The sequence below is a fragment of the Streptomyces sp. NPDC023527 genome (assembly GCF_055560115.1).
Genome location: NZ_JBVHJJ010000012.1, coordinates 178,389 through 204,964, shown reverse-complemented (window position 1 = coordinate 204,964; position 26,576 = coordinate 178,389). Strand labels below are relative to the sequence as shown.

Sequence of the window (26,576 nt, the reverse complement as noted above, 5' to 3'; positions counted from 1 at the left end):
CCCTCGCGAAGATCGCTTGTCAAGTGGACGCGGGCAGATGGATGTCCAGGAGGCACACGTCGTCGCGCTGTTCGTCCGGGAGGAGACGGGACAGCAGGGTGTCGAGCGAGCCGGGGCCATCGGCGGACAGTTCGGTCTCGGCGGCGCGGGCGAGGCGGTCGAGCCCCTCGTCCAAGTGTTCCCTGGGGCGTTCGACCAGGCCGTCGGTGTACAGCAGCAGGTGGTCGCCGGGTGCGATCCGGCACACGGCCTCGCCGAAGGAGGGCCCCAGCGTGGCACCGAGCAGTATGCCCTCGGGCGGGGGGAGGAACTCCGCCTTCCCGTCGCGCACGAGCAGGGGCGGTGGATGACCCGCCTGGACCCAGGTCAGGCAGCGGTCGGCGGGATCGTAGCGGCCGAGCACGAGGGTGGCGGTGGCATGGTGGTCGCGGGTGTGCAGGAGCAGGGTGTTGAGCCGGTGCAGCGCACCGGTGAGCGAGGAGCCGGTGACGACCATGCCCTTGGCCGTGAACCGCAGCTGGGCCATCGTGGCCACCGCGTCGATGCCGTGTCCGGCCACGTCGCCGACCGCGAAGAGTATGCCGCCGCCGGGCATTTCGAGGGCGCTGTACCAGTCACCGCCCACGTTGAGATCGTCGTGGGAGGGGAGGTAGGCGACGTCGACGCGCAGATCGCCCAGGTTCAGCGACTGCCCGGGCAGTGGCAGAAGGGCGTGCTGCAGGCGGGCGGCGACCGTCCGTTCCGCCTGCAGGATGTTGCGCTGGGCCAGGACGGCCTGCCGGGTCTCCGTCAGGGCCAGTTCGGCGGTGCGCTGCGCTGTGACGTCCTGGACGAAACCGTGCACTTCGACGGGGGCGCCGTGGGCGTCCGGCACCGCCTCGGCGACGACCCGCAGGTGCCGGACACCACCCCGCGTCGTGATCCGGACCTGGCGGTCGACGGGGGTGCCCGCACCCAGGAGCTTCTGGAGTGCGCGGGTGAAGTCCGGGGCGTCCTCGGGCAGGACGTCCCCGGGGAAGGCGTCGAGGGGCAGCGGGTCCGATTCCGGGTCGCGGTCGAGCACGGCGTGGACCTGGGGTGACCAGGTGATGGCGCCCGTGACGAGGTTCCAGTCCGTCCAGCCGAGGTTGCCGAGCCGCTGCAGGTCGGCGAGGAGGGCCTGCTGCCGGGCGACGTCGTCGTGGCCCGTCCAGGTGACCACGAGGGCGTCACCGAGTTTCACCGCACGGACGGAGTAGGTGGAGCACCGCCGCAGACCGGCGACGACCTCCTCGTAGGTGAAGGGCCCGCCCTCGTACGGCGCCCCCGTGGTGAGTGTCCGCAGGTAGCCCTGCCAGACGTCGGCGCCGGCCACGGTGGGGTAGCACTCCAGGACCCGCAGCCCGACCAGCCGGCGGCCGCGCCGGCCGGCGACGTCGACGGATTGCGGCGCGGCGGCGTCGATGCGGAAGTCCTCGACGTCACCCGCCGGTGACCGCAGGGGGGTGAGGAGGATGGCGGGGCCCGGGAGGACGTCGAAGACGGCCTGGACGAGGGCGGCCGTGCCGGCTTCGGGGCCTCCCGGGCAGCCCGGCTGCGCGAGCTGCCCGGCCGGCGCGCACCATCCGGGCGCCTCCGGGGCCTCGGACCTCCCGGACCACCTGGACGGCCCGGGCCGTCCGCTCAGCCGGAGCGGCCCCGGGCGCACGTCCCCTGCGCGGAGGCTCCCGGCGCACAGCCGGGCCACGGACCGCAGCAGCTCGCGCATGTCCTCGCCGAAGGGGGCGTCCACCGTGCGCAGGACACCGAGGGCCGCGGTGACCCTGCCGCCCGTGGTGACCGGGAGCCAGGCGCGGGTGCGCCACTTCTGCGGCGGCTGCCCGATCAGGTGGTAGCGCTGTGCGTCCTGTGCCGGGTTCTCCAGCCATACGGCTTCGCCGCGGCGGACGGTGTCCAGGGCGGCGATGCCGCCGACGGGCGGCACGGACCGCCACTGGGCGGCGACCGCGGCCCCGATGCCGGCGTGCCCGGCGAGCTCCAGGGCATCGTGCGCGGTGCGGGAGAAGAGGAGGACGGCGTCGGCCCGGACCGGGGGCCCGGCCAGGTGGTCCAGCAGCAGTTCCGCGACATCCTGCGGGCAGGTGGCACCGGTGAGCACCCTGCTGAGGTCGCCGAGGAGTTCGGTGCGGGAGGGCGTGCGTGGCTCCGTGCCGGATTCCAGCACCCGCCCGGCCCGGCCGGCGTCGGGGGCCGGGACGTGGCGCGTCGATCGGGACGGCCCCGGGGAACCCTGGTCCGGGACACGGGGAACGTCCGTGACGCCCTGGACGGGGAGGAAGGGCGGTTGGGCCGCCCGCGGGATGTCACCGAGGGCGATCCAGCACTCCTCGGTCAGCGTGCGGCCGTCGGCCTGCGCCCGCCGCGTCAGCTCCTCGTGCGCTTCCGCGGCCGAGCACCCCGACCGTGCCATCAGAAGGCCTTTGGCGCGCTCCAATACGGCCGTGGTGGACGCCTGGTGGTGGAGGCGCTCGTTTTCGGCGCGTAACGCTGCCACGACCTTGGCCAGCGCGACGACGTCGGGTGCGACGCCGGACTCCTCGTCCTTGACAGGTTCGCTCGTCACGCCCCTGAGGATGTCACAGGCGGCAGCCGCAGGGGCCGTGTGTGCGGGCGCCGGTAGCCGACCGGGCGGAGGAAGCCGCGCCCGGCTCGCGGGAACAGTGGCGGATCGGACACGAAGCGTACGAACTGATGTGTCGTCACTCCCACCCGCGAACCTGACCATATCGGTCCCTTCCCCGGTCCTGTCGGACGCTGCTGTCGGCACGTCAGCCGACGGCCGGAAGACCGGGGGGAACACGCATCAGTAACGGCACCGGCCTCCTGCCACCGCCGGACGCGAGGCTCCTCGCACACCCCGGGCAAGAGCGGGGCCGTGGTGGGTGACGAGCCCCGGCATTTACGGCGCCCGGTCGTCGTTGTGCACAAGGAGACGGTGTTTGTCGCCCTGCGTGTCGGGCTGTCAGCGAGGAGGAGCGGTCATGAGCATTCCCGGCCCCGAGCCCCGGGAGGACGGCGGGATCGGCGCTGTCGCGGCAGCGGGTGGACTCCACCACTACCAGTTGCGGCTGCACGCCGAGTACGGGCCCGTCGTGCGCTTCCAGCTTCCGGGTGCGGGGACGGCCGTGTCAGTCGCCGACCCCGTGCTGCTGGAGGCCACGGCCGGCATCGACAAGCGGCCGGAGCGGCTGTTCCAGTTCCTGGACCCGCTGTGCGAGGCGGGCAACCTGCAGGTGCTACCGGCCGGCGAACACACGCCGTGGCGGCGGCTGATGCTGTCGGTGCTGGCCGGGCGGCCTTCCCACGAGCGGCACTTCTCGCAGTTCACCACGCTGGCGACAGCGCTCGCCGACCGCTGGGCAGAGCAGGCCGACCGCGGGCCCGTCGAGCTGCAGAAGGATCTCACCACGCTGTCCCTGCGGATGATCTGCGAGTACGCACTGGGCGGCGGCGTCACAAACCCGGACAGGGTCGTCACCGCGTTCGAGGAAGTGCTGACCGAATACCTGGGACGGCTCCACCGAGTGCCGGCGCCGGGCACGCGGGACGAACATGGCCGGCGGGCGGAGGAGGCCCTCGCCTTCCTGCGTGCGACGGTCGACCAGGTGGTCGCGGCGCACCGACCCGGCAGCCGCACGGACCGGAGCGATCTCATCGGGGCGCTCATCGAGGCCGGCGAACGGCCCGCGCGGATCCGTGACACCGTCATGATGACGATGCTGGCCGCCCACCACACGACCGGAGTGGCCGTCTCGTGGACGCTGCATCTGCTGGGGCGCCACCCCGAGGTGGCAGAACGCGTCACCGACGAGCTGGACCGCGTACTCGGTGGCCGTACGGCACCCGAGTACGCCGACCTACGGCGCCTCACGTTTCTCGAAATGGTCCTCAAGGAATCGATGCGGCTGTACCCGCCCGGCCCGTACGGGGCGCGGGAGACCACCGAGGCCATCACCGTGGGCGGCTACGAGATCCCGGCCGGGACGACGATCTTCTATCCGTTCTGGGCCGTCCATATGAACCCCGACTACTGGCCCGAGCCGGAGAAGTTCATGCCCGAGCGGTTCGCCCCGGGAGAGGAAGCCGGGCGGCCGCGGCTGGCGTACGTCCCCTTCGGGATCGGGCCGCGCGGCTGCGAGGGCGCCGGCCTGGCCATGGCCGAGGCCGAGCTGGTCCTGGCCGTACTGCTCAAGCGCTTCCGGTTCCGGCCCGCGCCGGGACACGAGGTGACCCCGATCGAGAGGTTCGTGCTCTGGGCGGCCGACGACATCCGGATGATCGTGAGCCCGCGGATCGAGGGGTAGGTCTCAGGATCGACGGGGCCCTGCGCGCCGTGGCGTCCGAGACGAACGCGGACGGGCGCGTGGAGCTGTTCGGCGTCAACGGGGCGGGGAACATCTACCACCGCTGGCAGACGTCGCCCGGGGCCGGATGGTCCGGGTGGGAGCAGTTCGACGGGAACCTTTCGTCGATCGCTGCCGCCCGTAACGCCGACGGGCGCCTGGAGATCTTCGGGACGAACAGCGCCGGGAACATCTATCACCGCGCCCAGACCCGGATCGGCGGGGGCAACGGCTGGGCCGGATGGGCGCAGATGGACGGTGGTCTGACCCAGGTGGCCGCGGAGACCAACGCGGACGGGCGTGTCGAGCTGTTCGGGGTGAACAGCGGCGGCTGGGTCTACCACCGCTGGCAGAGCGCCATCGGCGGGCCCTGGTCGAACTGGGCCCAGTTCGACGGCATCCTCCGGGGCTGACGGCTCGTCATCCACCGGACCGTGCACCGCGCCGGGCTGCCTTCCGGGCAGCCCGGACCACGCGTGGTCGCCTGCCGCTGGGCCGGGGCCTTCGCGCGACCAGCAGGAGCTGGAGAAGCTCTGTCAGGCCGGTCGCGACCAGAGCAGGTCGGTCGTGACGAAAGCAGGCCCGTCGCTACCAGAACAGGCCGGTCGCTACCAGAGCCGCACCGCCTTCGGAGTCCGCGTACAGGACCGGCCGGCCCTCGCCGCCGTCGCGGCGGGGGAATTACGTGCCCCGCCGTCGCCTGCATCACCCGTTCACCCGCCGTCCTGAGGCGGTCTCCCCACGCTCGCCCGGTCGACGGAGACGTACAGGCCGCTTCCGGTGACCACCCGGCACCGCTCGCCCTCCTCCCGGAGGACGACCACGGGCGTCCCCGCGGCCAGGGTCCCGTCGGGTTGCGGATGCGGCTCGGTCCGGTCGAACCAGTACGGCTGGTCCTGTTCGAGGACGTGGCCGAACCGGTTGGGTGCGGGCCGTACGACATTGTCACGGGGAACGAGCGCCTCGGCGCCCAGGACGGTGACGTCCGGCCGCAGGACCACGTACGGTTCTCCCTCCTCCGGCGCGGCCCCGCGCCCGTTCTTCGCGTGACGCTTCCGCTCACGGCTCATCGGTGAGCTTCCCTCATGCGGCGGTGACCAGGCTGTCCGAGGGCAGCACGGTCGGAATGGTGGGCAGCACGATGCCGACGTCGATGGGGGCGATGTGCGTCCGCAGCTGGCCCTCCTCGGCGAGCGCCAGGAGGCTGGGCAGGCTGTAGTCGTCGGCGGCCTCCAGGTCCACCACGTAGCCGAGGTCCTTCAGGCCCCCCACCGTCATACGACTCAGCGGATTGGGCGCTTCCTTGACGAACCCGGTCATCAGCTCGTTGGCGAACACCTTCTCCCTCCAGTGCGCGTCGCGCGTGCCCGGCTGCCCCTCGTTCTCCACCGGTACCGGCTTGAGCTGGTCCGCGCCCCTCAGCTTCCGGTATTCCTCCTGGGCCTGCTGACCACGGAAGACGGGATTGTCGCCGCCGACGCCCTGGACCAGCCCCTTCTTCAACGCGGGTGCGGTGACGAGGCCGACGACGTGCCCCATCTCGTGGGTGATCACATCCACCAGTGTCCCCTTGGCCTGCATGCTGGCCAGGTCGTCCTTGTCGAAGGACATGATGCCCGTCGCGGGAAGGAACTCCCCGGGGCCGTTGGCCGGTCTGAGCAGCCCCGGTCCCGCCTGCCCCAGGATGGTTCCCGGTCCGTCGATGGTCGCGCCCTGGGCCCGGATCAACAGGTCGTCGATGATCCTGCCGTTGACGTTCACGTCCGGCAGATCTCCCACGATGACCTTGGCCCAGCGGTCCGCCGCGGTGGCGAACGCGGCCTTCTGGGCCTCGTTCAGACCGCCGAGGAATTCCACCTCGATCGTGTACGGGGATGTGGTCGAGGCGAGTTCGCGGGCACGCGCCTCGTCGGCTCTCGCACAGTAGGTCTCGTATTCAGCCATGATCTCCCTCCTCCACGAAGGGCCTCCGCGGCCGCACCGGAGCACCAACAGGAGACGCCCTGCGGAAGCAGGGGCCGTGCGGGGAGTTGTCCATGGAGATCGGCTATGTGTGCCTCATGCAGCGAGGGCAAGCTCTCAACAGGTCCCGAGCAGGCTTCGACAGGCCCCGGCACATCGCGCGCATCGGCTCTACGCTGTGTTGTCCGCTGACACGGCGGCCTTCGATGCTGCCCGAGCAACGGTCGGGTCGCCGCCCAGTACTTACTACGCTACGCTCCCTCGCCCACGTATCAACCCAGAAGAGGCCGGAGTCGGGGTGGTCGCCGCCCCCGCCCCGACGGGGGAATCGGCCATCACGTGGCCGTGCGGTGCGGGGAGCTGCACCGCGTGTGCGAGCGCCAGGGTTACCTCGCGCACCACGGCCGCCGACGAGTCGTCCAGCAAGGGGCGCGGCCATTCCGGCTCGACTGCACCGCGTGCGCGCAGACCTGATCGGACCGGCGGCGCGAAACACTCCCTTCATGAACGAGGGGCGAGCCGGAAACACAGCCTCCCTAGCCTTCCGGGCATCCGCGAAGCCCTTGCGGTGACACCGCGCCCGGGAGGCACCATGAGTACCGAGCCACGGCTGATGGAGAACGACAGCCGTCGACACGCTCCGCGTGCGGGGGCCGCCCCCGACCACGCGGCCGAGGAGACCCTGGAGGACTACACCCTCCGCTTCGCCCCGCGCAGTTACCGCCGCTGGACGCCGCTGGTCGTGGGGACCACCGCGATGGGCGGGATCGCCTACATGGCCGATTTCTCCATCGGCGCCGGGATCGGCCTCACGCACGGCACCGGGAACGCGCTGACCGCGATCCTCGTCGCCGCCGTCGTCATCTTCGTCACCGGCTTCCCGCTCGCCTACTACGGGGCGCGCTACAACATCGACCTGGACCTGATCACCCGGGGCTCCGGCTTCGGCTATTACGGTTCGGTGCTCACCAGCGTCATCTTCGCCAGTTTCACCTTCATCTTCTTCGCCCTCGAAGGCGCGATCATGGCGCAAGGGCTGAAGCTGGGCCTGGGCCTGCCGCTGTGGCTGGGCTACCTGCTCTCCACGTTCATGGTGATCCCGCTGGTCGTCTACGGGATGAAGGCGCTCACCAAACTCCAGGTGTGGACCACGCCCTTGTGGTTGCTGCTGATGGTGGGGCCGCTGCTCTACCTGCTGGTCACCGAACCGGACACGGTGGACCGCTGGCTGTCCTACGCCGGCACCGGCGGCCACGGGGGAGTGAACACCGCCTCGGTCCTGCTGGGCTCCGGTGTGTGCCTGTCGCTGATCGCGCAGATCGGCGAACAGATCGACTACCTGCGCTTCATGCCCCCGAAGACGGCGGAGAACCGTCGCGCCTGGTGGACGGCCGTCGTGATGGCCGGCCCCGGCTGGGTCGTCCTCGGCGCGCTGAAGCAGGCGATCGGGGTCTTCCTGGCGGTGTACGTGCTCGCCACCGTCGGCCCGACGGCCGCCGCGGAACCGATTCAGCAGTTCAAGGCGGCCTTCGACGCGATGATGCCGTCATGGCTGGTGATCCCACTGGCGGTGGCCCTGGTCGTGATCAGCCAGATCAAGATCAACGTGACGAACGCGTACTCCGGCTCCCTCGCGTGGACCAACTCCTTCACCCGGCTGACCCGGCGGTACCCCGGCCGCATGGTGTTCGTCCTGCTCAACCTGGCCTTCGCGCTGACGCTGATGGAGGCCGACATGTTCAGCTTCCTCAACCGCGTTCTGAGCTTCTACTCCAACTGCGCGATCGCCTGGGTCGTCACCGTGGCGACGGACATCATCGTCAACAAATATCTGCTGAAGCTCTCGCCCCAGGCACCCGAGTTCCGCCGCGGCATGCTGTACGCGGTCAACCCGGTGGGCACGGTCGCCTTCGTCGTCGCCTCCGGCATGTCGATCGCCATGTACTTCCACGCGTGGGGCGACATTCTCCAGCCGTACTCGCCGGTCGCGGCCGCCGTGATCGCCTTTGTCCTCACGCCGCTGATGGCCGTACTGACCAAGGGGCGCTACTACCTGCGCCGTGCTACGGACGGTATCGACGAGCCACTGCTCGACGAGGACGGCAACCCGAGCGCCACCCTGCACCGATGCCACGTATGCCGACAGGAATTGGAACGTCCGGACGTGGCGGCCTGCCTGACGCACGGAGCTGTCGTCTGCTCCCTGTGCCTGAGCACCGACAAGGTCGGCGACCATGTGCTCCCGGCGGCGCCCGCCGGATGAAACGCCGTGGACAGCCGCCCGCCCCGCCTACGCCGGCCCCGAGATCGAGGCGCACGAGCGCGCCCGCGGTACGCGGGTCGCTCGCACCGCCCTGCACGTCATGGAGGGGGGTACGCCTCCATCGAGCGGCGTGGCCGCCCTGTCCCCGCCCGGGGGAGTCGCTCAGATCGGACTGAGCGGGTCGGCGTCCAGGCGCGGTTCGACCACACCACGCACGACCAGCCATTGGGTCAGCTCCTCGAGCCGGAGAAGCGGGGCCTGGCCGCCCCATGGCGGCCAGTCCAGGCCGCCGCCGCTGTGATGTGTCAATTCACCCAGTACCGTTCCCTACGAACGGCACCGACCCGTCGTCGGCACCCGTGTGTACGGAAGCGCGGCCCTCTCAAGCTCCTGCGGATGCCGGACGACGGCAACGGCAACTTTGGGCCCAGCAGCACCGGGCGTGCGCTCCCGTACAACAGGATGTTGATCAGCCCAGCATGTCCTCGATGAGATCGGCGGCCCGTGTCGTGCCGCCCTCGGCTCGCGCGGCGGAACGGAGCAGCGCCGAGCGGTGGGCGACCTCCGCGTCGGCGACCAGTTCCTTCAGGGCGGCCCGCAGGGCCTCGGCGGTCGCGTCGGGGGTGTCGATGCGGCGGGCGACGCCCAGTTCCACGAGCCGGTCGGCGTTGATGAACTGTTCGGCGGCCTGCGGGACGACCATCATCGGAACGCCGTTGAACAGCCCTTCGCCGCTGCTGCCCATCCCCGCATGGGTGACAAAGGCGTCGGCCTGTTCCAGAATCGCCGGCTGGGGCACCCAGGGGCGCACTTCGACGTTGGGCGGGATGTCGCCGAGTTCCCGCGGGTCGGTGTGCTTGCCGATCTGGAGTACGACGTGCCAGCCGGGGAGGTTGCCGTAGGCGGCCAGGCACTGGCGGTAGAACTCCGGCCGGCGTGTGTACGCCGAGCCCAGAGAGATCAGTAGGACGTGCTCGGCATCGGCGGGACGTGCCCAGGTTCCCTCGTCCCCTCGCGGGCCGGGACAGGGCCCGACGAACGTCACCGCATCGGTGTCGACCTGGTCGGCGTGCGGCTGCATCGCTCGGGGGATCAGGGCCAGGGCTCGCGCAGGGCGGCCGGAGAAGGAATCCACGTCGGTGGTGGCCGCCCCGCACTCGGTGAGCCACCGTGCGAACTTCGCCCGGTACGCGTCGGCGCCCGGCAGCCGCCACAGGTGCACCGCGACGTCCTGCTCGTAGCTCTTCCAGGCCACGAACGTGGGGGACAGCTGTATGACGGGGCGGTTCTGCGTTTCGGCGAGGGCGCGCGCGGCGTAGGCGCCGATGTCGTACAGGTAGAGGTCCGCGCGGTCGTGGTCATAGGCGGCACGCAACTGCGGGAGGGCCCGAACGGCGTCGTCGAGGAAGAGGTCCATCGCGGCGATGGGATCCTCGGGCCAGTCGTTGTCGGCGACCGGCAGCCCGGAGGCGCAGGGGACGAACTCGGCACCGGTGGTCGCGATCAGGTCGGCCACCGCCGGATCGTTGGCGTAGGTCACCCGATGGCCCCGGGCCACCAGTTCGCGGATGACCTCGAGGCTCGGCAGGACGTGGCTGACGGCGGGGATGCCGACCATCGCGATGTGGGCACGGCGACGGGACATGGAAGATCACTCATTTCAGGTCTACGGCGAAAGGGACACGGAAAAGCCGGTGCGCCGATCACTCCGAGAGGAGGGTCCTGCCGGAGCGGTGCGCATGGAGTGCCGGAGGGAAACGGGGGCGTTGCCCCCTCCCGTGTCAGCCGTAGATCTGATGGAAGTACATGCCCGGGACTCTAACCCGCGTCCGGGCTTTCGGGCACGGCGATTTTCGATGAGCGGGACCCGATCAGGGAGCCGGCGTGGGCCCCTCCATCCGGTCGCTGATCCACTTCAGCGGTTCGCGCATGTTCGAGAGGTACGTGGCACCGTTGTGCCTGCCGCCGGGTATCTCCCAGAGTTCGGTGTGGACCGGTCCCTTGCCGTAGGTGTGGATGAACTCCTTGACGCCGGCCATGGTCGCGGCGTTCTCCTTCGTGCCGACCTGGAACGCGAGGTACACGTCCGGCCCCTTGGCGGCCGCCAGCTGCTTGGCCAGAACCTCGGGGTTGTTCTCCCGCTTCTCCTTCTCGTGGCCTTTCCACAAGGGGGAGTCGGGGACGATGTCCGGGCCGTTGGCGACGGCGGCCTTGAACCTGTCCGGGTGCTTCAGTACGGACTTCAGGCTCGCGAAGCCTCCGGTGGAGGAGCCCATGAACCCCCAGCCGTCACGGGACTTGAGGGTGCGGAAGTTGGCCCTCATCAGGTCCGGGACGTCCTCGGTCAGCCAGGTGCCCATCCTGGGCTGGCCGGGGATGTCGCTGCCGTCCCAGTAGATCCCCTTGTCGTCGGGCCCGGGATTGAGCACCGGCATGGCCAGGAGGAACGGCTTGCCCGCGCCCTCGTGGTACCACGTGGAGACGCTCTCCTGGAGCGAGACCATCCCCTGGGCACCGGCCTTGAACCTGCCTATCCAGTAGTTGCTGTCGTAACCCGGGCCGCCCGGCAGGGCGATCAGGACGGGGAAGCCGCTCTCGGCGAACTTCTCCTCGTCGGTGTACTCCTTGGGCGCCCAGACCCAGACCTTGCCCTCGTACCCGGACTTCTCGCCGTGCAGGGTGACGACGCTGATCTGCGTGCCGTCGCTCAGGGTGTTGACGTTCGTGAACTCCGCCTTCGGTCCCGTGGGCATCAAGGTCCTGGGGTTGGCGGCATTCCCCCCGTTCGGACCGCCGGCCCGGTCGTAGCTGACGGGATCGCCCTTGTCGGTGAACGGCGGTATCTCGTAGTGGCTCATCACCGGCCAGGCGATCAGTCCGAGCGCGGCTATGGACGCCACCGCGACGAGCCACCGCCTGGCGCGGGATGCCCGGCGGTGGCCCCGGGACCGATAGGTCCGGGTGGGTGGGTTCGTCATCGTGTCGCTCCAGCCGGTGCTGCCCCGAGGGACAGGACGGTCGGTTCCGTCCTTGCTGATGAGCAAACTGAGGCCAAAGGTTCCCGAATGATCCTGTTGATGCGTTTTGGTGTTAAGTGTGGAACCTTCCTGCGGGTCGCGCCAGATCAGCGGTGGCATCAGTGCCCGGCGCCGGCGGCCTGCCGTACGGCCGCCGAGGCGTTCTTCCGTGTGCGGCCGGTGCGGCCATTCGCGTGAGAGGGGCGTCCGGAGGCCCTGGAACAGGCGGGAGAACCCTGCCAGGTCCTCCGGCGGCCGTGACGGCCCGGCTTTCCGGGCCGTCACGGGCTTCCGCCTACCCCTTCCGGACGGGGCCGTCCTCGCTGTCCTCCGCCGCGTTCGCGGGCGGAGCGGGGACCGGCGGCCACGGCACTTCGGCCAGGAGGGGGAGGATCGACTCCTCCTCGTAGTCGAGGTGCGCGTTCAGCTCCTTCGACATCTCATGGAGCTCGGTGCGGAAGCGCTGGGGGTCGGCGATGCCGATGCCGGCCAGCAGGGTCACCAGCTCGCCCTGGATGCGCGCGACCGTGCGGTGTTCGTCCCGGAGCCGGTCGAAGACCTCGGTCAAGTGGGGGTGGTGGCGGGCGATTCCGGGGAACAGGTGCGCGTTCTCGCTGGTGTGGTGGAACTCCAGGGACTGGCAGAACGCCAGGCAGCGCTGCCGGATCTGCAGGCCGAGGCTCGGAGCCGGCGGTTCACCGGGGCCCTGGTGGGCCGCCCGTACGGCGAAGTGGGTGTCGACCTCCGCCTTCACCTGACGCAACTGGTCGCGCAGCCAGGTGTGGACCTCCATGAGCTTGTCGGCGAGGGTGTTGACCTCGCGGGGGACTGTCCAGCCGTCGGGCTCGGCGCGTTCCAGCACCACGACGGGCAGGAGGCGGGTGGTACGGGCCTGGTAGTCGCCGTATCCGGGCGCCACCCGCACGACATGTTCGAACAGTTCCTGGCGCCGTGCTCCCTCGGTGGGGACCGCGAGCGCCTGGAAGGCACGGGTGCCGATCTCCACCTGGACGACCGGGTGGGCGAGCAGGTTGTGGTACCAGTCGGGGTGCCGTGGGGCACCGAGGTTGGAACCGACGACCAGGAGTGAATCCCCGTGACGGACATAGCCGAGAGGAGTGGTCCGCTCGATCCCCGACTTCGCGCCGGTGGTGGTCAGCAGGAGCAGGTCCCCGCCTTCGAAGGGGCCGCCGACCTTCCCTCCGTTGGCGCGGAACTCCTCGATGACCGATTGCTGGAAAGACGTGGGCATACGGTTTTGTGTCTCCGGAAGATGCGGTGAATCCGCAGTGACTGCGGTACTGGGTACTGGCCGATGGCGATGCGCGCAGGGCGGAGCGACCGCACGGCTTTCGCCGGGCGCGGGCCGCGGACGGACGGCGTGAACGCAGGGCTCGCTGCGATGCGGAAGCCGTCAGGGCATGGCGCGCGGGACGTCACACGGCACACACGGTGGTGCCGGGGAGAGGCGAAAGGTGACGTGCGGGAGCGCTACGTCATGCACAGGGCGCGGAGTATGAACTCATGGCGGACCCCTTGGGTGAAGGGTGTTCGCCCGATCGCCGACCGGCCCACTGCTCTTTGGTCGGCGTCACGCGACACCGCCTCTATTTACCTGCACCAGGCGGTCGTCTGTCAACAATGAAGATCACTTACCTGCGGTGCACCGCACCGCCGCACGGCGGAGGGCCTCGCTCCCCGGAATGGGGGGCGAGGCCCTCTGCGTACCACCAGCCGGCGTGTCGGATCGAACCTGCCCGTGTGCCTATTGACGAATCGTCAGGCTCTCGGCGGCAACCCGGTCGACGTCGGCCGGGACCGTCAAGCTGTCACCACTGGGTGATGCCCATGACACCGGCGGCCTTGTGGATCGCGTCGTAGTGGGTGTGCGACATGTCCGACCTCTTCTTGTCGGCCGGCAGGTTGCGGTCCTGGTGCCGGAACTCGTCCCGCGCCTCGCTCAGCAGGCTGGTCCCGTAGCCGACAGGTACGTCCGACTTTCCGTGGGCGGGGTGCGTCTTCGCCGCCGACTGGCTTCCGGCGCCTGCGAGGATGCTGCGCGCCTGGTTGAACGCCGCCGCCTTGACCGTGTTCGGGTTGGCCATCGCCTTCGCGCTGATCGCGGTGTGGGCGTGAGTGGTGCCGGTGGCGGCCGAGGCGGGAGCGACGGCCACGGCGACGGCTCCGACGGTAACCGCCGCGGCAAGCCCAATTCGAACGAATCGCATAACTATGGTGCCCCTCATGTTCGATGAATGGTTCCACATGTTGTTGCACGAGGAAGCCTGCCCGAAATGGATCAATATATGATCAACAAACGATCAACAGCGACTGGTTGGTCCGATGACGGGGGGCGTTCATGGATTCATGACCGCTGTCGCGCCGTACGGATCGTGGCGGGTCGGCACCACGGCGCGGCACCCCGCCGAAGGCGCGGGATGATCCTCAAGTCCCGGGACCCTTCCACCTTTCGGCGGAGGCGGTCGCGCCCGGGGGAGGAGGCGCCCGGCGGGTCCGGATCCTAGCGTCGGGGGCATGAAGCCAATGAACCTCCGCCGCAGGCATTTCGCCGGCGCTGTCGGACTCGCGCTGCTCGCCCCGGTGGCGGGCGCGACGCTCGCCCGGGCCACGCCCCGCGGCGGCGCCCGGCCCGTGACCATGACGCTGCCGGCGCCCACCGGACCGTACCCGGTCGGCACGGCGACACTGCATCTGATGGACGCGGCGCGCACCGACCCGTGGCTCCCGGCCCGGACCGCACGGGAGTTGATGGTCACGCTCTGGTATCCCGCCCGGCAGGTGCCCGGGCGGCAGCCGGCCCCTCAGCTACCGCCGGGGGTGGCGGCCGAGTGGCAGAAGATCGTGCAGACCAAGGAGGATTTCTCGGTCACGCCCGGGGGCGCGGACTGGGCCGCCACCCGGACGCACGCCGTCACCGGCGCTCCGGTGACGCGGAAGCGCGGCGGTCTCCCGGTCGTCCTCTACTCGCCGGGCAGGAACGTGCCGCGCGGGTTCGGTACCGTCCTGGCGGAGGAACTGGCAAGCCGGGGCCACCTGGTGGTGGCCGTGGACCACACCCACGAGACGATCGCCGTGGAGTTCCCGGGCGGCCGGGTCGTGGCCGTGCAGGACGCGACGGAGAACGCCGCGCTGCGCACGCTGGTGGACGTACGGGTGGCCGACATCCGGTTCGTACTCGACCGGTTGGAAACGCTCAACCGCGGACACAACCCGGACGTCGCCTGTCGGCCGCTGCCGCCCGGCCTCGCCGGATGCGTCGACCTGTCCGCGGTCGGCATGTTCGGGCACTCGATCGGGGGCGCCACCGCCGCCCAGGTGATGCACGACGACCCGCGCGTCCTCGCCGCCGCCGATCTCGACGGAGCGGTCGGCAGCGGGCCGGACGCGGTGGGCTCCGTCGTCGAGGACGGCCTCGACCGGCCGCTCCTGCTGATGAACAGTGTGCTCGGCAATCACCGGGACGAAGTGCTCGCGTCGCTCTGGCGGCACCTGCGCGGCTGGCGCCGGAACCTCCAGATGACCTCCGCCGCCCACTACGCCTACACCGACCTCCAGGCCCAGCTGCCACCGCTCGCGGCCGCCGGGAAAATGCCCGCCGACAAGCTGGCCGGGCTCGTCGGCACCATCGACCCCGCTCTTTCCCTGCGGGCCCAACGCGCTTACGTGACCGCGTTCTTCGACCTGCACCTCAGGCACCGGCCGGACCACGGCCTCTTCGACGGCCCTTCGGCCGCCTACCCGGGGGTGTCGTTCATCGACTAGCACGCCCGGCCGGGGCCCGGCCCGCGTGCGCGGCGCTCACACGCCGGGCGCGGGCCGCACCGCGATCCCGTTCCGCTCGAACAGCGCCGCCGTCACCCCGTCGCCCGCCACCAGATTCCCGGCGAACGACCCGTCGTGGACCGTGCCCCGCCCGCACGACGGGCTGCGCGGCATCAACAGGGCCTCCGTACAGCCCCCGTGCCGCGCCGCCGCGAGCGCGCGCCGTGCTCCGTCCACGAACTCCGCCGTCACGTCGCGCCCGGTGTCCTCGACGACCCGCGCCGTCCCGTCGAGCACGTCGTGACCGTCGCCGCCCACCAGCTCAGCGGGCCGCCGCGGTGTCGCGAGGCCGCCCGCGACCTCCGGGCAGAAGGACACGACGTCGCGGCCGGCCACGGCCTCCTCGATCTCCGACGACGCCTTGTGACGCCCGTCGAACCGGCATGGCACCCCGCGCAGACACGCGCTGACCAGGATCGCTTCCATGTCACCAGGCTAGCCGGGCGCGCCCGCGGCCCCAGGGGCCGCCCGTCCCGCCCGCCCCGCCGGCCCTTCCCCTATCGCGCGGCGGACCTATGCGGACCACACTGGTCCGCATAGCGCCCTGGCGGGCGAATCGGCACGCCGGAAGGAAAACGGACCATGCCCACGGACGCCCACCCCGGCCCCCTGCGCGTGCTCGTCTTCGGCGCCGCGCTGCGGGCCGACTCCACCAACGCCCGCCTCGCCTCCCTCGTGGCCCGCCTGGTCGCCGACACGGGCGCCACCGCCGATCTCGCCGCGATGCGCGACTTCGACATGCCCCCGTACGACGGCGACGTGGAGACCGCGCAAGGGTTGCCCGACGGCGCTCTCGCGCTACGTGACCGGCTCGAACGGTGCGACGCCTTCGTGATCTCGTCCCCCGAGTACAACGCCTCGATGCCCGGGGTCCTGAAGAACGCGATCGACTGGGTCTCCCGCGTCCAGCCGCAGCCGTTCAAGACCAAGCACGCCCTGCTCGTCTCCGCCTCCCCGTCCCTGGTCGGCGGCAACCGCGGGCTATGGGCGCTGAGGGTCCCCCTGGAACACCTCGGCACCCGCGTCTACCCGGACATGTTCAGCCTGGCCAAGGCCCACGAGGGCTTCACCGAGGACGGTCTGCTCACCGACCCCGGCCTCCAGGAGCGCCTCGCCGAGACCGTCATGGCCTTCCTCCGCCTCGTCGAAGCGGACGTGCGGTATGTGTGCCTGCGGCGCCGGTGGTACGAGTTCCCCGGCGACCGCACCGAGGCGCCCGTCACCCAGCGGGCGGAGGACTAGCGGACTTACGTGCTGTGCAAAGGGGTGAGCTGGGCCGATGCGCCAGCCGATCGCATCGGCCGCAGCGGGGTGACGGCTGCGGGACTGGACCGGGGCCGGAGTCCGGCCACGTCTGCACGAGATCCTCCTAGGCGAACCGCGCAAGCGAGGCGAGGAAGTCGTCGAGCATGGTGATCTGTACGTCCTGGGGGAATCGGCCGGGGTCGAAGAGGGCCTGGACGACGAGTCCGTGGGTGAAGGCGACGGCAGTGGCGGCAAGTTGGTCCGGGTCGGCGGCCGCGGGGAGCTCGCCAAGGTCACGTGCGGCTTCGAGGTGCGGGCGGATCGTCGAGCGCAGCCGGGTGTAGCGGTCGGCCTGTTCCGTGGTCAGCCCGTCGTCGGCGAGGGAGAGGTCCCACGAGCTGACCCAGATGCGGTTGCGGGCGGTGTCGCCCGGGGTCAGCGGCAGGATGTCCAGGAGCATGGCGCGCACGGTGGCGAGGCCCGCGGCGGGACGCGCGCGGCGGGGCCTCTCCGCGGTGCGCTTCTCCAGCAGGTCCAAGGCGTGTGTGATCAGGGCCCGTTTGGTCGGGAAGTAGTGCATGAGCATCCCGGTCGAGACCCCCATCGCAGTGGCGACGGTACGCAGGGTCAGCCCGCCGAACCCCCTGTCGGCGAGTACGTGCCACACCGCCTCGGATACGTCCTTGCGGCGGGCTTCACGGTCTCCGGGTGCGGGCGGCATGCTGCTAGCTTACGTACCGAACGCTTGTTATGCATCCAGAGAGTGAGGCTCCCATGTTCACCCTGCCGCTCGGCGACCAAGCCCGACTCCGTCCCCTGGAGCCCTGGCAGGCAAAGGAGTTCCTCGCCCATATCGACCGCGCCCGGGTCTCCGTGGACCGGTGGATACCCTGGGCGACGTTCAGCACCGACCTCGACTCGGCTACGGCTTCCCTCCAGCGCTACGCCGACCGTCTGGCCCAGGACACCGGCCGGATCTACGGGATCTGGCTGGACGGCACGCTGGTCGGCGGCGTCATGTTCACCCGCTTCGACAGCGCATCCGGGGTGTGCGAGATCGGCTGCTGGCTGGAGCAGGCCGGGGAGGGACGGGGCCTGGTGACCCGGGCCTGCCGGGTGTTGATCGACTGGGCCTTCCAGGAACGCGGGATGAGTCGCGTCGAATGGTGGGTCGCGGCGGGCAATACCCGCAGCATCGACGTCGCGCGCCGGCTGGGCATGACCCGCGACGGCGTGCTGCGACAGCGTTCTTCGTACCGAGGTGCGCGGCACGACAGCGAAGTCTGGTCGGTCCTTTCCGAAGAATGGCCGTCTCTGGGGGAAGTGCCCGGGTCCCGCGTCCAGGCCGAGCTCGATCGACTGATGCGCGTGTTCGTCGGCGCCTTCACCAACACCGGCGACAGCCGGCCGGACCTCGGGGTCATCCGCGACGTCTTCATTCCGCAGGGGAGGATCATCGCGAACGTCGGGGACGAGCCCGTGATCTACGACCTCGACGCGTTCATCGAGCCCCGGCAGAAGATGCTCACGGACGGGACGCTGACGGAGTTCTGCGAATGGGAGGTCGCTGAGCGGACCGAGATCTTCGGATCGATCGCGCACCGGTTCAGCGAATACCGCAAGTCCGGCTTCCACCACGGCGAATGGTTCGAGGGCTCCGGCCACAAGACCACCCAGTTCGTCCGGACTCCGTCAGGGTGGAGGATGTCCTCACTGGCCTGGGACGACGCACCCGCCACCGTCACCGAATGACCGTGCGGATCATGATGGGACCGAGAGCCCGGACTTCTGCGGAGCTTCCACGTCAGGCTTCAGCGGCCCCGATTGTCAACGGCCCCGACCCTCGGGCCGGGACCGGGCCGGGACGTCCTAGCCGCGGAACGGCTGGTACGTCAGCTGCTTGACCCGTCGTAGGAACGGCATGGTCTCCACGTGTTCGACCCCGTCGAGCATGCCGATCCTGTCGCTCAGGTAGCTGTAGAGGTGAGCGGTGTCCCGGGTGACCAGGACGGCCATCAGGTTGGAAGGGCCCGTCGTCGCGGCGGCGTAGGCGATCTCCTCGTGGGCGGCGAGGGCCTCGCCCACCGTCTTCAGGGACCGCGGAGCGGCGGTGACGCTCAGCATCGCCGCGTTCCGGAAGCCGAAGCGCTCGGTGTTGAACTCGACGTCGATGTACATCGCCCCGGACCCGACGAGCTGGGCCAGCCGTCGCTTGACCGCGGACTCGGAGCGGCCCGTCGCCTTCTGGAGCTCCGGATAGGTGGCACGGCCGTCCCGCTCCAGGGCGGCCACCAGCGGCTCGTCCTCCTGGCTGATCACGGCCGGCCCCGGATGCGGATGCGGCTCCGGGGCGAGGGCGGCGACCTCGGCGGCGGTCAGCGCGCCGCTCTTCGCGAGCCAGCCGGACGGGCCGCCGAAGAAGCGGTGCAGCAGCTGCTGGGCGCGGATCTCGACGATGTGAGGGGTACGCGGCAACCTGCCGAGCAGCAGCTCGTCGCTCTCGACGCGGGTGCGGGTGCGCGTCGTGCACGCCACCTCCGTGCCACCGGAGGTGAGCCCGATCCACGACGTGTCGGGGCGCCTGGCCAGGGCTTCCGCGATCGTCGCGGCCCCGTCGGGCGTGCAGCGCAGCCGCAGCAGCCAGTGCTCGCCCCCCGGCCGGGCCGCGGCGCAGCGCACGGCGACCACCCGCAGACCCGCCTCGGACCGCAGTCTGCGGAAGCGGCGTGCCACGGTCTGGTCGGAGACGCCGAGCACGGCGGCGATCCGGCTGAACGAGGCGCGGGCATCGACTTCCAGGGCGTGCAGCAGCTTCATATCGATGTCGTCGAACGTGTGGGATTCCATGATGTCAGGCCCATCTGATGTCGAGTTCCGTCGAAAAATCGCCTGTGGCTGGAGGCATCGGCCGAGCGCGTCCGATCGTACGGGAGTGGTCCAGGACCGGTGCGCACAGCCCGTACGCACAGGGTCCGGACGCACATGCGCCGACTCGGGCCGTACAGGGAGAAACACATGCGCAAGTGGGGGCCGCTGACCGCGGTCTGTCTGGGGACGTTCATGCTGCTGCTCGACGTCACGATCGTCGTGGTGGCACTGCCCGACATGGCGTCGGCGCTGCACGCGTCGCTCTCCGATCTGCAATGGGTCATCGACGGCTATGCGCTGGCGCTCGCCGCGCTGCTGCTGGGCGCGGGAGCCGCCGCCGACATACTGGGCCGGCGCCGCGTCCACGTGGCCGGCACCGCCCTGTTCGCGGCGGCCTCGCTGGCCTGTGGTCTGGCGTCGTCCCCCGTGGCCCTGGTGGCCGCGCGCGGAGTTCAAGGGGTGGGCGCCGCCGCGATGTTCGCGACCACGCTGCCGCTGCTCGGCTCGGTGTACCAGGGCAGGCAGCGCTCGGTCGCGCTCGGCCTGTGGGGTGCGGTCAGCGGCGCCGCGGCGGCGATCGGCCCGGTGGTCGGCGGACTGCTGACCCAGGGCCCGGGCTGGCGTTGGATCTTCTTCGTCAATCTGCCGGTGAGCGTGGTGGCGGTCTGGCTGACGCTGCGCACCGTGCCCGAGTCGCGTGCGGCGCGCGGCCGGCGGATCGACTGGGCGGGCACGGCGACCTTCGCGTGCTTCGCCGCGGTGACGACGTACGGGGTCGTACGGGCCGGGGCCGACGGATGGACCTCCGCGCGCACCCTGGCCACCTTCGGACTGGGAGCGCTCGCGCTGCTCTGCTTCGTGCTCGTCGAACGCCGGGCGGCCCATCCGCTGCTGGATCTCTCGCTGTTCCGGAAGCCCGCGTTCGTGGGCGTGATGATCGGGGCGCTCGCCTATAACGCGGCGGCCTTCGCCGTCCTGCCGTACACCTCGGTCTGGCTGCAGACGGTGCTCGGCCTCAGCCCGTTGCAGGGCGGCCTCGCCGTGCTGCCGCTGGCCGCGACGTCCTTCGTGGTGGCGGCGGTGGGCGGCCGGATGCTGCACGGGGTGCGGCCGCGCGTGACGATCGGCACCGGCCTGGCGCTGATCGGCGCGGGCACCCTCGCGCAGGCCGTGCTGGACGCGGGCTCCTCGTGGACCGCGCTGCTGCCGGGACTGGTCCTGGCGGGCGTCGGCACGGGGCTGGTGGCCCCGGCCCTCGCCGGTGCCGCGCTCGCCTCGGTCCCGCCCGAGCGCGCGGGCATGGCGGGCGGCGCGGTCAACACGTTCCGGCAGCTCGGATACGCCTTCGGGGTCGCCGGCCTCGGCACGGTGCTGACCTCCCGCATGCAGGACACGCTCACCCACGACGAGGCCCATGCGCTCGCGGGCGGCGGTGCGACCGTGCTGCGCGGGGCGGGGCTCCCCGAGCACCTGCTGCGGACGGCGTTCGCCTCGGGCCTGAACGTGGCGGCGATGGTCGCGGGCGCCGTCGGACTGCTCGCGGCGGTCGCGATGCCGCTCCTGGCGCGGGAGCCGCGCCACGCCGGGCGGGCGGTGCCGGAGAAGGCCGCGGAGGCCGTCACGGCCCGCGCCCGTTAGGACGGGTCCGGCCGATCATGTGTCTCCGCCGGGCCGGCTCCCTCGTGCGCGAGGGTGGAGCCCGAAGCAGTCACATGGTCGGCCGAACACGTCCTGGCCGGACGGTCACCCGTACCGGGGCCGGCCGGTGGGGCGAGGCGAGCACGCGGCCGAGGTCAGGAGCTCGTGAGGATGACGAGTCGCTGGGTCGCGCGGGTCATCGCGACATAGCGGTCGACGGCTCCTTCGACGCCCTTGCCGAACGTCTCCGGGTCGATGAGGACGACCAGATCGAACTCGAGCCCCTTCGACAGTTCCGGCGTCAGCGACCGGACGCGGGACGTCGCGCGGAACATGGGGTCGCCGATGACGCAGGCGATCCCGTCGGCATGTGCGGCGAGCCAGGTGTCGAGGATCGAGTCCAGCTCCGCGACGGATCCGTGGACGACGGGAATGCCGCTGCTGCGGATGGAGGTCGGCACATTGGCGTCCGGGAGCCCGGCGCGGATGGCCGGCTCGGCTTCCGCCATGACCTCTTCCGGCGTGCGGTAGTTGATGCTCAGGGAGGCCACGGTGATCCGGTCGAGCCCGACCCGCTCCAGCCGTTCCTGCCACGACTCCGTGAACCCGTGCCTGGCCTGGGCGCGGTCACCGACAATGGTGAAGCTCCGGGACGGGCAGCGGAGCAGCAGCATCTGCCACTCGGCGTCGGTCAGTTCCTGGGCCTCGTCCACGACGATGTGGGCGAACGGGCCGGCGAGCAGGTCCGGTTCGACGCCGGGCAGCGCGCTCTCGTCGACCAGGGTGTCCTGCAGGTCCTGGCCGCGCAGCATCCCCACCGCGCCCTCGCTCTCGTCGATCAGGACGTTCTGCAGCAGGCCGTCGATGGCGTCGGCCCTGCGCGCACGTTCGGCGGCGACGGAGGCGTCGTGCCGACGCTTGCGTATCGACGCCTCCGGGTCGCCGAGCCGCTGCCGGGCCTCGTCCAAAAGCGGCAGGTCGGACACCGTCCAGGCCTGGGCGTCCTCGCGCTGCAACCTACGAACGTCGTCGGGGCCGAGCCAGGGAGCGCACTTGCGCAGGTAGGCGGGCACCGACCACAGGTCTCCGACGAGGTCACTCGCTTCGAGCATCGGCCACGCGCGGTTGAGCGTCCCGATGAACTCCCGGTCCTGGAGCAAAGACCTCCGGAGCAGCTCGGGTGCGGCGTCGCTGTCGTCCTTGTCCATCAGGATCGTGAGCAGCTCCTCCAGGATCTGGTCGCGCGCCTCGTTGTGCGGAGTGCCTGGTTCCACCGCGTCGAACGCCGCCGCCCAATCGTCGGCGCTCAGCCAGATGTCGGACCAGTGGCTCGAGACCGTCATCCCCTCGGTGGGCGGCTCCTCGTAGATGCCGACGGCCGGCTCGATCGCCTTCACCATGTTCGCGGACGACTTGAGAACGGCCACCTCCGGATCGGTCTCGATCGCCGCTCCGGCCCCCTCGGCGACGAGGTCCCGCACGGTGCAGGTCTGCACGCCCTCCTCACCGAGGCTGGGCAGGACATCGGCGACGTAGGCCAGGTAGGGCCGGCTCGGGCCGACGAACAGCACGCCGCCCCGACGGTGACCGAGGCGGGGGTCGGAGTAGAGGAGGTGGGCGGTGCGGTGCAGGGCGACGACGGTCTTGCCCGTGCCCGGACCGCCGTCGACGACGAGAGCGCCGCGCGATCCCGCCCGGATGATGGCGTCCTGATCGGCCTGGATGGTGCCGAGCACGTCGCGCATCCGGGCCGACCGGTTGCCGCCCAGGCCGGCGATGAAGGCGGACTGGTCGTCGAGCGCGGCGTGCCCTTCGAGCCCGTCGGCGGTGAACACCTCGTCCCAGTAGTCGCCGATCCGGCCGCGGGTCCAGCGGTACCTGCGGCGGCTCGCCAGACCCATCGGGTTGGCGTGGGTCGCCGCGAAGAACGGTCCGGCCGCGGGGGAGCGCCAGTCGAGCAGCAGCCGACGCCCCGTGCTGTCGGTGAGACCGAGGCGTCCGATGTACACGGGCTCGGAGTTGTCCGTACCGACGATGCGGCCCAGGCACAGGTCCAGACCGAAGCGGCGCAGGGCGCGCAGGCGACCGGTCAGGCGGTGGATCTCCGAGTCCCGGTCCATCGCCTCCCGGCCGATGCCGCCGGGCGCCTTGCGCGCGGCCTCGAGGCGGTCGGACAGCTCGGCGATCGCCTGCTCGAGGCTCTCCGAGATGGCCGCGAAGTGCTGCTCGTCGCCGTCGATCAGCGCCGGGTCGGCCTTGGGGGAGAGGTGGTCGGGAAGGTCGAACGCGCTGGTGGTCAGAGAGTTCATGTCGTCAGCTCCGCTTCGGGGTCGCTGCCGCGACGGTCGGCGACGCGCACACCCACAGCTCGGTGCCGAGTGCCCGCACCCGCAGCGCGCTTCCGACCACCGACTCGACGCCACCGCACGACTCGTAACCGACAAAAACACACACAACTCGCGAATCCCCTATTTCTGAAGGTTCTGACCTCGGCCCGCGATTCTGCCCCAGGACCGGGGCCTTGCCGCAAGCCCCCCAGTGCGCTATAAGTTGAGAGTGGCGAGGAGTGGGTATTCCTCCTTCGCATTCCTCCGCCGCATTCCCGAGTTCTGAAACCCGGGCACATCCGGGCCCGCGGCCGCTACGAAAACGGTTTGCGCGAACGGCTCGACCGCGCGAAGATCACGGCATGTTGATGCGAAAGGGCGACGTTCGCCCGGGTCTGTGACCCCCATGATGCCGGTGTACGGGCCGGCCGATTCTGTTGACACCTGGCTTCACGCGGCACTGAACGACGAGCGTCATTCTGCCTACGGTCCCGCGCGGAGCGCCATCCACGACGCGGTACGAGCCGACCGCGACGGACCCGTGCCGTCGAAACTGCTCTCCCTCACCGACGACGCGCACGCCGGCGTCCGCCTGGTCACCCTGCGACTGCTGACCGACCTGAGCTGGAGCGACCACCAATGGCCCGCCGCGGCGGAGGCGGCGGTCGTCCGGCTGCGGGACCGGGACGAGAAGGTACAGCGCTGCGCCGCGTGGCTTCTCGCGTCGGTGGACCACCGGCGAGCCGTCGAAGAGCTGAGCGCCCCGCCGATTCGGCAGCTCACTCCGGTGGCGCGCTTGGCCCTCACCGAGGCCGTGTTCGAGTCGTCGAACCACGTGCGGACCGAAGAACTCCTCTCCCTGGCCACGCGGTTGCGGCAGGACCACGACCCGGCGGTCAGGCTGCGTGCCGCACTGGGAGTCCTTCGCAAGGGGCTCGCGGAGGAACGGACGACCTGGCAGTCGGCGGTGGCGGCGGATCTCGACGCCGGAGGCGAAAGGCTCGGTGGTCCCGGCGGCCGGCTCACCTGGCGAGCGGGCACCTTGTTGGGGCTGGCGGCACGGAACCACGGGGAGGAAACCGCGTGTTGTTCCTGGATCGCGCGGCTTTCCGCCTGGCGCACCCCGGTCGGGCGCCAAGCCTCCGTCGACATGGCCGAGGTGGCCCTACGGCACTGGCGAGCGGCTCCGGCCGCGGTCGTTCCACACCTGCGACCGCTGCTTTCCGGCGGTCCGCCGGAACTGCGCGCCGCGACGACGGCCGTGCTCGGGGCCTCGCTGGAAGCCGCCCGGCTCTGCGCCGACGAGCTGGCGGGCCTCCTGGACGATCCGCGCGCCGGTGCGGCGGCCGCGCCGGCCCTCGCCCGGATCGGCGACGCCCGGGCTGTGGGCGGGCTGTGCGAGATGATCCGCTCCGGCTCGTCCCCCGCAGCCGTGGGTGAGGCCGCCGAAGGTCTGGCCGCGTCGGGCGCGGACCTGGCACCGCTCGTCTCGGCGGCCGTCGACGTCCTCGGCCGGCACGGCAAGGGATGCCCGTACGGGTTCGAGCCCCACCGCTGCCCGGCCCTGCCCGCCGTAGCGGTATTGCGTGCCTGCGGCGCGGCGTCGGCCCCGGCCGTAGCGGCACTCGTCGACCACCTCGCCGACTTCCCGGAAGGCGGCGCGACCCCCCACGGTTGGCTCCAGGCGCAACTGCTGTGCACCTTCGGCGACATCGGCACGGCCTCGGCCCCCGCGCTACCGCTCCTGGAACGCGTCATCGCGCGGAGAGCCGCCGACGCGTGGGCCGCCGACGACGCCTTGATGACGGTCCTCCGGCTCACCGGGGACCGGGATCGGGCGGAGCGGTGCTTCGAGGACGCCGCCGGACAACCGCGTCGCCGCCGCCTCTTCGTCGCGGCCCTGCTGGAATGGCTCGCCGATCACGGAGGCCTCTCCACCCGGCAGTCCGCCTATCTGGGGGAGTCGACGCGGAAGCCGCGGCGCGTGCACCCGCGCCTGATCGGCACCCTCTGGAAGCACTCCGGCGCCGCCGCGGCCGGTACCGTCCTGGACACCCTCCCGGGCTATCTGGAGGACGATCTGCACGGCCCCTACGCCTGCGCGATCCTGGCCGACATGGGACGAGAAGCGGCCGCCGCGCTCCCCGCCCTGCGAGCGGTGATCGAGAGCCGGACCCGGCTGCCCATGTACACCGGCGACTTCGGCCTGGACCTGCGGGCCGACGAGCGCCTCACCACAGCCGCCCGGGACGCCCACGCGCACATCGTGTCCCTCGGAACGTGACCGGCCCCGACACCGACTCGCGCCCTGTGGCGTGGGCAGCGGCCCCACATCACCCCGGACCGGGCCCAACCGCCGCTGAGCCCTGCGGGCTCAGGGCCGGGCCGCCCGGATCAGTTGCCGCAGCGCGCCGTAGTAGACCTCGTGGTCGGTCATCGCGGGCAGGACGGCGTCCATGTGGCCGGTCAGTACCGGGAACCGCTCGGGGTCCAGGGCGGCCAGGGCGGTGCGGGTGGTGGCGATCGCGGCCCGGGGGTTCCGGTGGTCCACGAAGCTGGCGCTGCCGAGGGTGAGCAGATACATCCGCCGGTAGGCGTGGAAGGCCTGCTGGGGCGTCATGCCGACGGCGAGGTTGTCCGCGAGCGCGGGCTCGACCAGCCGGGCGAGCAGCTGCGGGCCGAGCCAGGGGCGGGCACCGCGCAGGGCGACCAGGCCCGGGTGGGCGGTCAGCAGCTCGTAGAGGCGGGTGAAGCGGGTCTCGGTGGCCTCGGCCCAGTCGGTGCCCGGCGGGATGTCGGGGAGCTCGGCGGCGAGGTGGTCGGTGCACAGGTCGAGGAGTCCGCCCAGGTCCGTGCACCGGCGGTGGATGGTCGCGTGGGAGACGCCCAGCCGCTCGGCGAGGGAACGGAAGCTCAGGGCCGCGGGGCCCTCCTCGTCGATGAGGGAAAGGGCGGTGCGGGCGATGAGCTCGGGGGTCGCCCGGTCGAGAGAAGGTGATTGCCTCGGCATGTGATACAGCGTATCGTACGC

The 26,576-nt window shown here is 71.1% G+C and carries 21 protein-coding genes; 8 read left to right on the top strand and 13 right to left on the bottom strand.

Annotated features, from left to right (window positions below):
* Positions 1-19: 19 nt before the first annotated feature.
* Complete coding sequence (locus ACZ303_RS24030; RefSeq protein WP_467342209.1) at positions 20-2,602, bottom strand: SpoIIE family protein phosphatase; 2,583 nt, start codon at positions 2,600-2,602, stop codon at positions 20-22.
* Positions 2,603-3,020: 418 nt separating this feature from the next.
* On the opposite strand from ACZ303_RS24030, the gene ACZ303_RS24025 reads away from it, so the two are divergent.
* Together ACZ303_RS24025 and ACZ303_RS24020 are read left to right on the top strand one after the other, a co-directional pair.
* On the top strand, positions 3,021-4,343 hold the full coding sequence (locus tag ACZ303_RS24025; RefSeq protein ID WP_467342207.1) for a cytochrome P450: 1,323 nt from the start codon (positions 3,021-3,023) through the stop codon (positions 4,341-4,343).
* Positions 4,292-4,795 (top strand): DUF8189 domain-containing protein, encoded by a 504-nt coding sequence (locus ACZ303_RS24020; protein ID WP_467342329.1) that lies wholly within the window; start codon positions 4,292-4,294, stop codon positions 4,793-4,795. Before ACZ303_RS24025 ends, ACZ303_RS24020 begins: the two co-directional genes overlap by 52 nt.
* Positions 4,796-5,095: 300 nt before the next feature.
* Here the strand turns inward: ACZ303_RS24020 and ACZ303_RS24015 are convergent, their stop codons facing one another.
* Positions 5,096-5,452 (bottom strand): hypothetical protein, encoded by a 357-nt coding sequence (locus ACZ303_RS24015; protein ID WP_467342205.1) that lies wholly within the window; start codon positions 5,450-5,452, stop codon positions 5,096-5,098.
* A gap of 13 nt (positions 5,453-5,465) precedes the next feature.
* Positions 5,466-6,326 carry a leishmanolysin-related zinc metalloendopeptidase gene (locus tag ACZ303_RS24010; protein ID WP_467342203.1) on the bottom strand — a complete coding sequence of 287 codons (861 nt, stop codon included), beginning with the start codon at positions 6,324-6,326 and terminating at the stop codon, positions 5,466-5,468.
* 610 nt (positions 6,327-6,936) lie between these two features.
* Between ACZ303_RS24010 and ACZ303_RS24005 the strand changes: the two genes are divergently transcribed.
* A complete protein-coding gene (locus ACZ303_RS24005) occupies positions 6,937-8,607 on the top strand; it encodes a purine-cytosine permease family protein (RefSeq protein WP_467342201.1) in 1,671 nt (556 codons plus the stop codon).
* A gap of 162 nt (positions 8,608-8,769) precedes the next feature.
* Here ACZ303_RS24005 and ACZ303_RS24000 read toward each other — a convergent pair whose 3' ends face one another.
* The 5 genes from ACZ303_RS24000 to ACZ303_RS23980 form a co-directional block, all read right to left on the bottom strand.
* Complete coding sequence (locus ACZ303_RS24000; protein WP_467342200.1) at positions 8,770-8,916, bottom strand: hypothetical protein; 147 nt, start codon at positions 8,914-8,916, stop codon at positions 8,770-8,772.
* A 160-nt stretch (positions 8,917-9,076) separates the two neighbouring features.
* Positions 9,077-10,252 (bottom strand): macrolide family glycosyltransferase, encoded by a 1,176-nt coding sequence (locus ACZ303_RS23995; protein ID WP_467342199.1) that lies wholly within the window; start codon positions 10,250-10,252, stop codon positions 9,077-9,079.
* A 226-nt stretch (positions 10,253-10,478) separates the two neighbouring features.
* A complete protein-coding gene (locus ACZ303_RS23990; RefSeq protein ID WP_467342197.1) occupies positions 10,479-11,585 on the bottom strand; it encodes an alpha/beta hydrolase in 1,107 nt (368 codons plus the stop codon).
* A 334-nt stretch (positions 11,586-11,919) separates the two neighbouring features.
* A complete protein-coding gene (locus tag ACZ303_RS23985) occupies positions 11,920-12,876 on the bottom strand; it encodes a nitroreductase/quinone reductase family protein (RefSeq protein WP_467342195.1) in 957 nt (318 codons plus the stop codon).
* Between the two features lie 577 nt (positions 12,877-13,453).
* A complete protein-coding gene (locus ACZ303_RS23980; protein ID WP_467342193.1) occupies positions 13,454-13,798 on the bottom strand; it encodes a hypothetical protein in 345 nt (114 codons plus the stop codon).
* A gap of 361 nt (positions 13,799-14,159) precedes the next feature.
* Between ACZ303_RS23980 and ACZ303_RS23975 the strand changes: the two genes are divergently transcribed.
* A complete protein-coding gene (locus ACZ303_RS23975) occupies positions 14,160-15,407 on the top strand; it encodes an alpha/beta hydrolase family protein (RefSeq protein WP_467342191.1) in 1,248 nt (415 codons plus the stop codon).
* Positions 15,408-15,443: 36 nt separating this feature from the next.
* On the opposite strand, the gene ACZ303_RS23970 is transcribed toward ACZ303_RS23975, so the two are convergent.
* Complete coding sequence (locus ACZ303_RS23970) at positions 15,444-15,893, bottom strand: 2-thiouracil desulfurase family protein (RefSeq protein WP_467342189.1); 450 nt, start codon at positions 15,891-15,893, stop codon at positions 15,444-15,446.
* 156 nt (positions 15,894-16,049) lie between these two features.
* Between ACZ303_RS23970 and ACZ303_RS23965 the strand changes: the two genes are divergently transcribed.
* Positions 16,050-16,709, top strand: a complete 660-nt coding sequence (locus tag ACZ303_RS23965; RefSeq protein WP_467342187.1) for an NADPH-dependent FMN reductase — start codon at positions 16,050-16,052, stop codon at positions 16,707-16,709.
* A gap of 127 nt (positions 16,710-16,836) precedes the next feature.
* Here the strand turns inward: ACZ303_RS23965 and ACZ303_RS23960 are convergent, their stop codons facing one another.
* Positions 16,837-17,433: a TetR/AcrR family transcriptional regulator gene (locus ACZ303_RS23960; RefSeq protein ID WP_467342185.1), complete on the bottom strand. Its 597-nt coding sequence runs from the start codon at positions 17,431-17,433 to the stop codon at positions 16,837-16,839.
* Positions 17,434-17,486: 53 nt separating this feature from the next.
* Here ACZ303_RS23960 and ACZ303_RS23955 point away from each other — a divergent pair, with 53 nt between their 5' ends.
* Positions 17,487-18,464 carry a GNAT family N-acetyltransferase gene (locus ACZ303_RS23955; RefSeq protein ID WP_467342183.1) on the top strand — a complete coding sequence of 326 codons (978 nt, stop codon included), beginning with the start codon at positions 17,487-17,489 and terminating at the stop codon, positions 18,462-18,464.
* A gap of 117 nt (positions 18,465-18,581) precedes the next feature.
* Here ACZ303_RS23955 and ACZ303_RS23950 read toward each other — a convergent pair whose 3' ends face one another.
* On the bottom strand, positions 18,582-19,559 hold the full coding sequence (locus tag ACZ303_RS23950; RefSeq protein ID WP_467342181.1) for an Lrp/AsnC family transcriptional regulator: 978 nt from the start codon (positions 19,557-19,559) through the stop codon (positions 18,582-18,584).
* Between the two features lie 168 nt (positions 19,560-19,727).
* Here ACZ303_RS23950 and ACZ303_RS23945 point away from each other — a divergent pair, with 168 nt between their 5' ends.
* Positions 19,728-21,218 (top strand): DHA2 family efflux MFS transporter permease subunit, encoded by a 1,491-nt coding sequence (locus tag ACZ303_RS23945; RefSeq protein WP_467342179.1) that lies wholly within the window; start codon positions 19,728-19,730, stop codon positions 21,216-21,218.
* 155 nt (positions 21,219-21,373) lie between these two features.
* Here ACZ303_RS23945 and helR read toward each other — a convergent pair whose 3' ends face one another.
* Complete coding sequence (gene helR / locus ACZ303_RS23940; protein WP_467342177.1) at positions 21,374-23,527, bottom strand: RNA polymerase recycling motor ATPase HelR; 2,154 nt, start codon at positions 23,525-23,527, stop codon at positions 21,374-21,376.
* Positions 23,528-24,086: 559 nt separating this feature from the next.
* Between helR and ACZ303_RS23935 the strand changes: the two genes are divergently transcribed.
* Complete coding sequence (locus ACZ303_RS23935) at positions 24,087-25,829, top strand: hypothetical protein (protein ID WP_467342175.1); 1,743 nt, start codon at positions 24,087-24,089, stop codon at positions 25,827-25,829.
* Between the two features lie 90 nt (positions 25,830-25,919).
* On the opposite strand, the gene ACZ303_RS23930 is transcribed toward ACZ303_RS23935, so the two are convergent.
* A complete protein-coding gene (locus ACZ303_RS23930) occupies positions 25,920-26,555 on the bottom strand; it encodes a TetR/AcrR family transcriptional regulator (protein WP_467342174.1) in 636 nt (211 codons plus the stop codon).
* Positions 26,556-26,576: the final 21 nt, after the last annotated feature.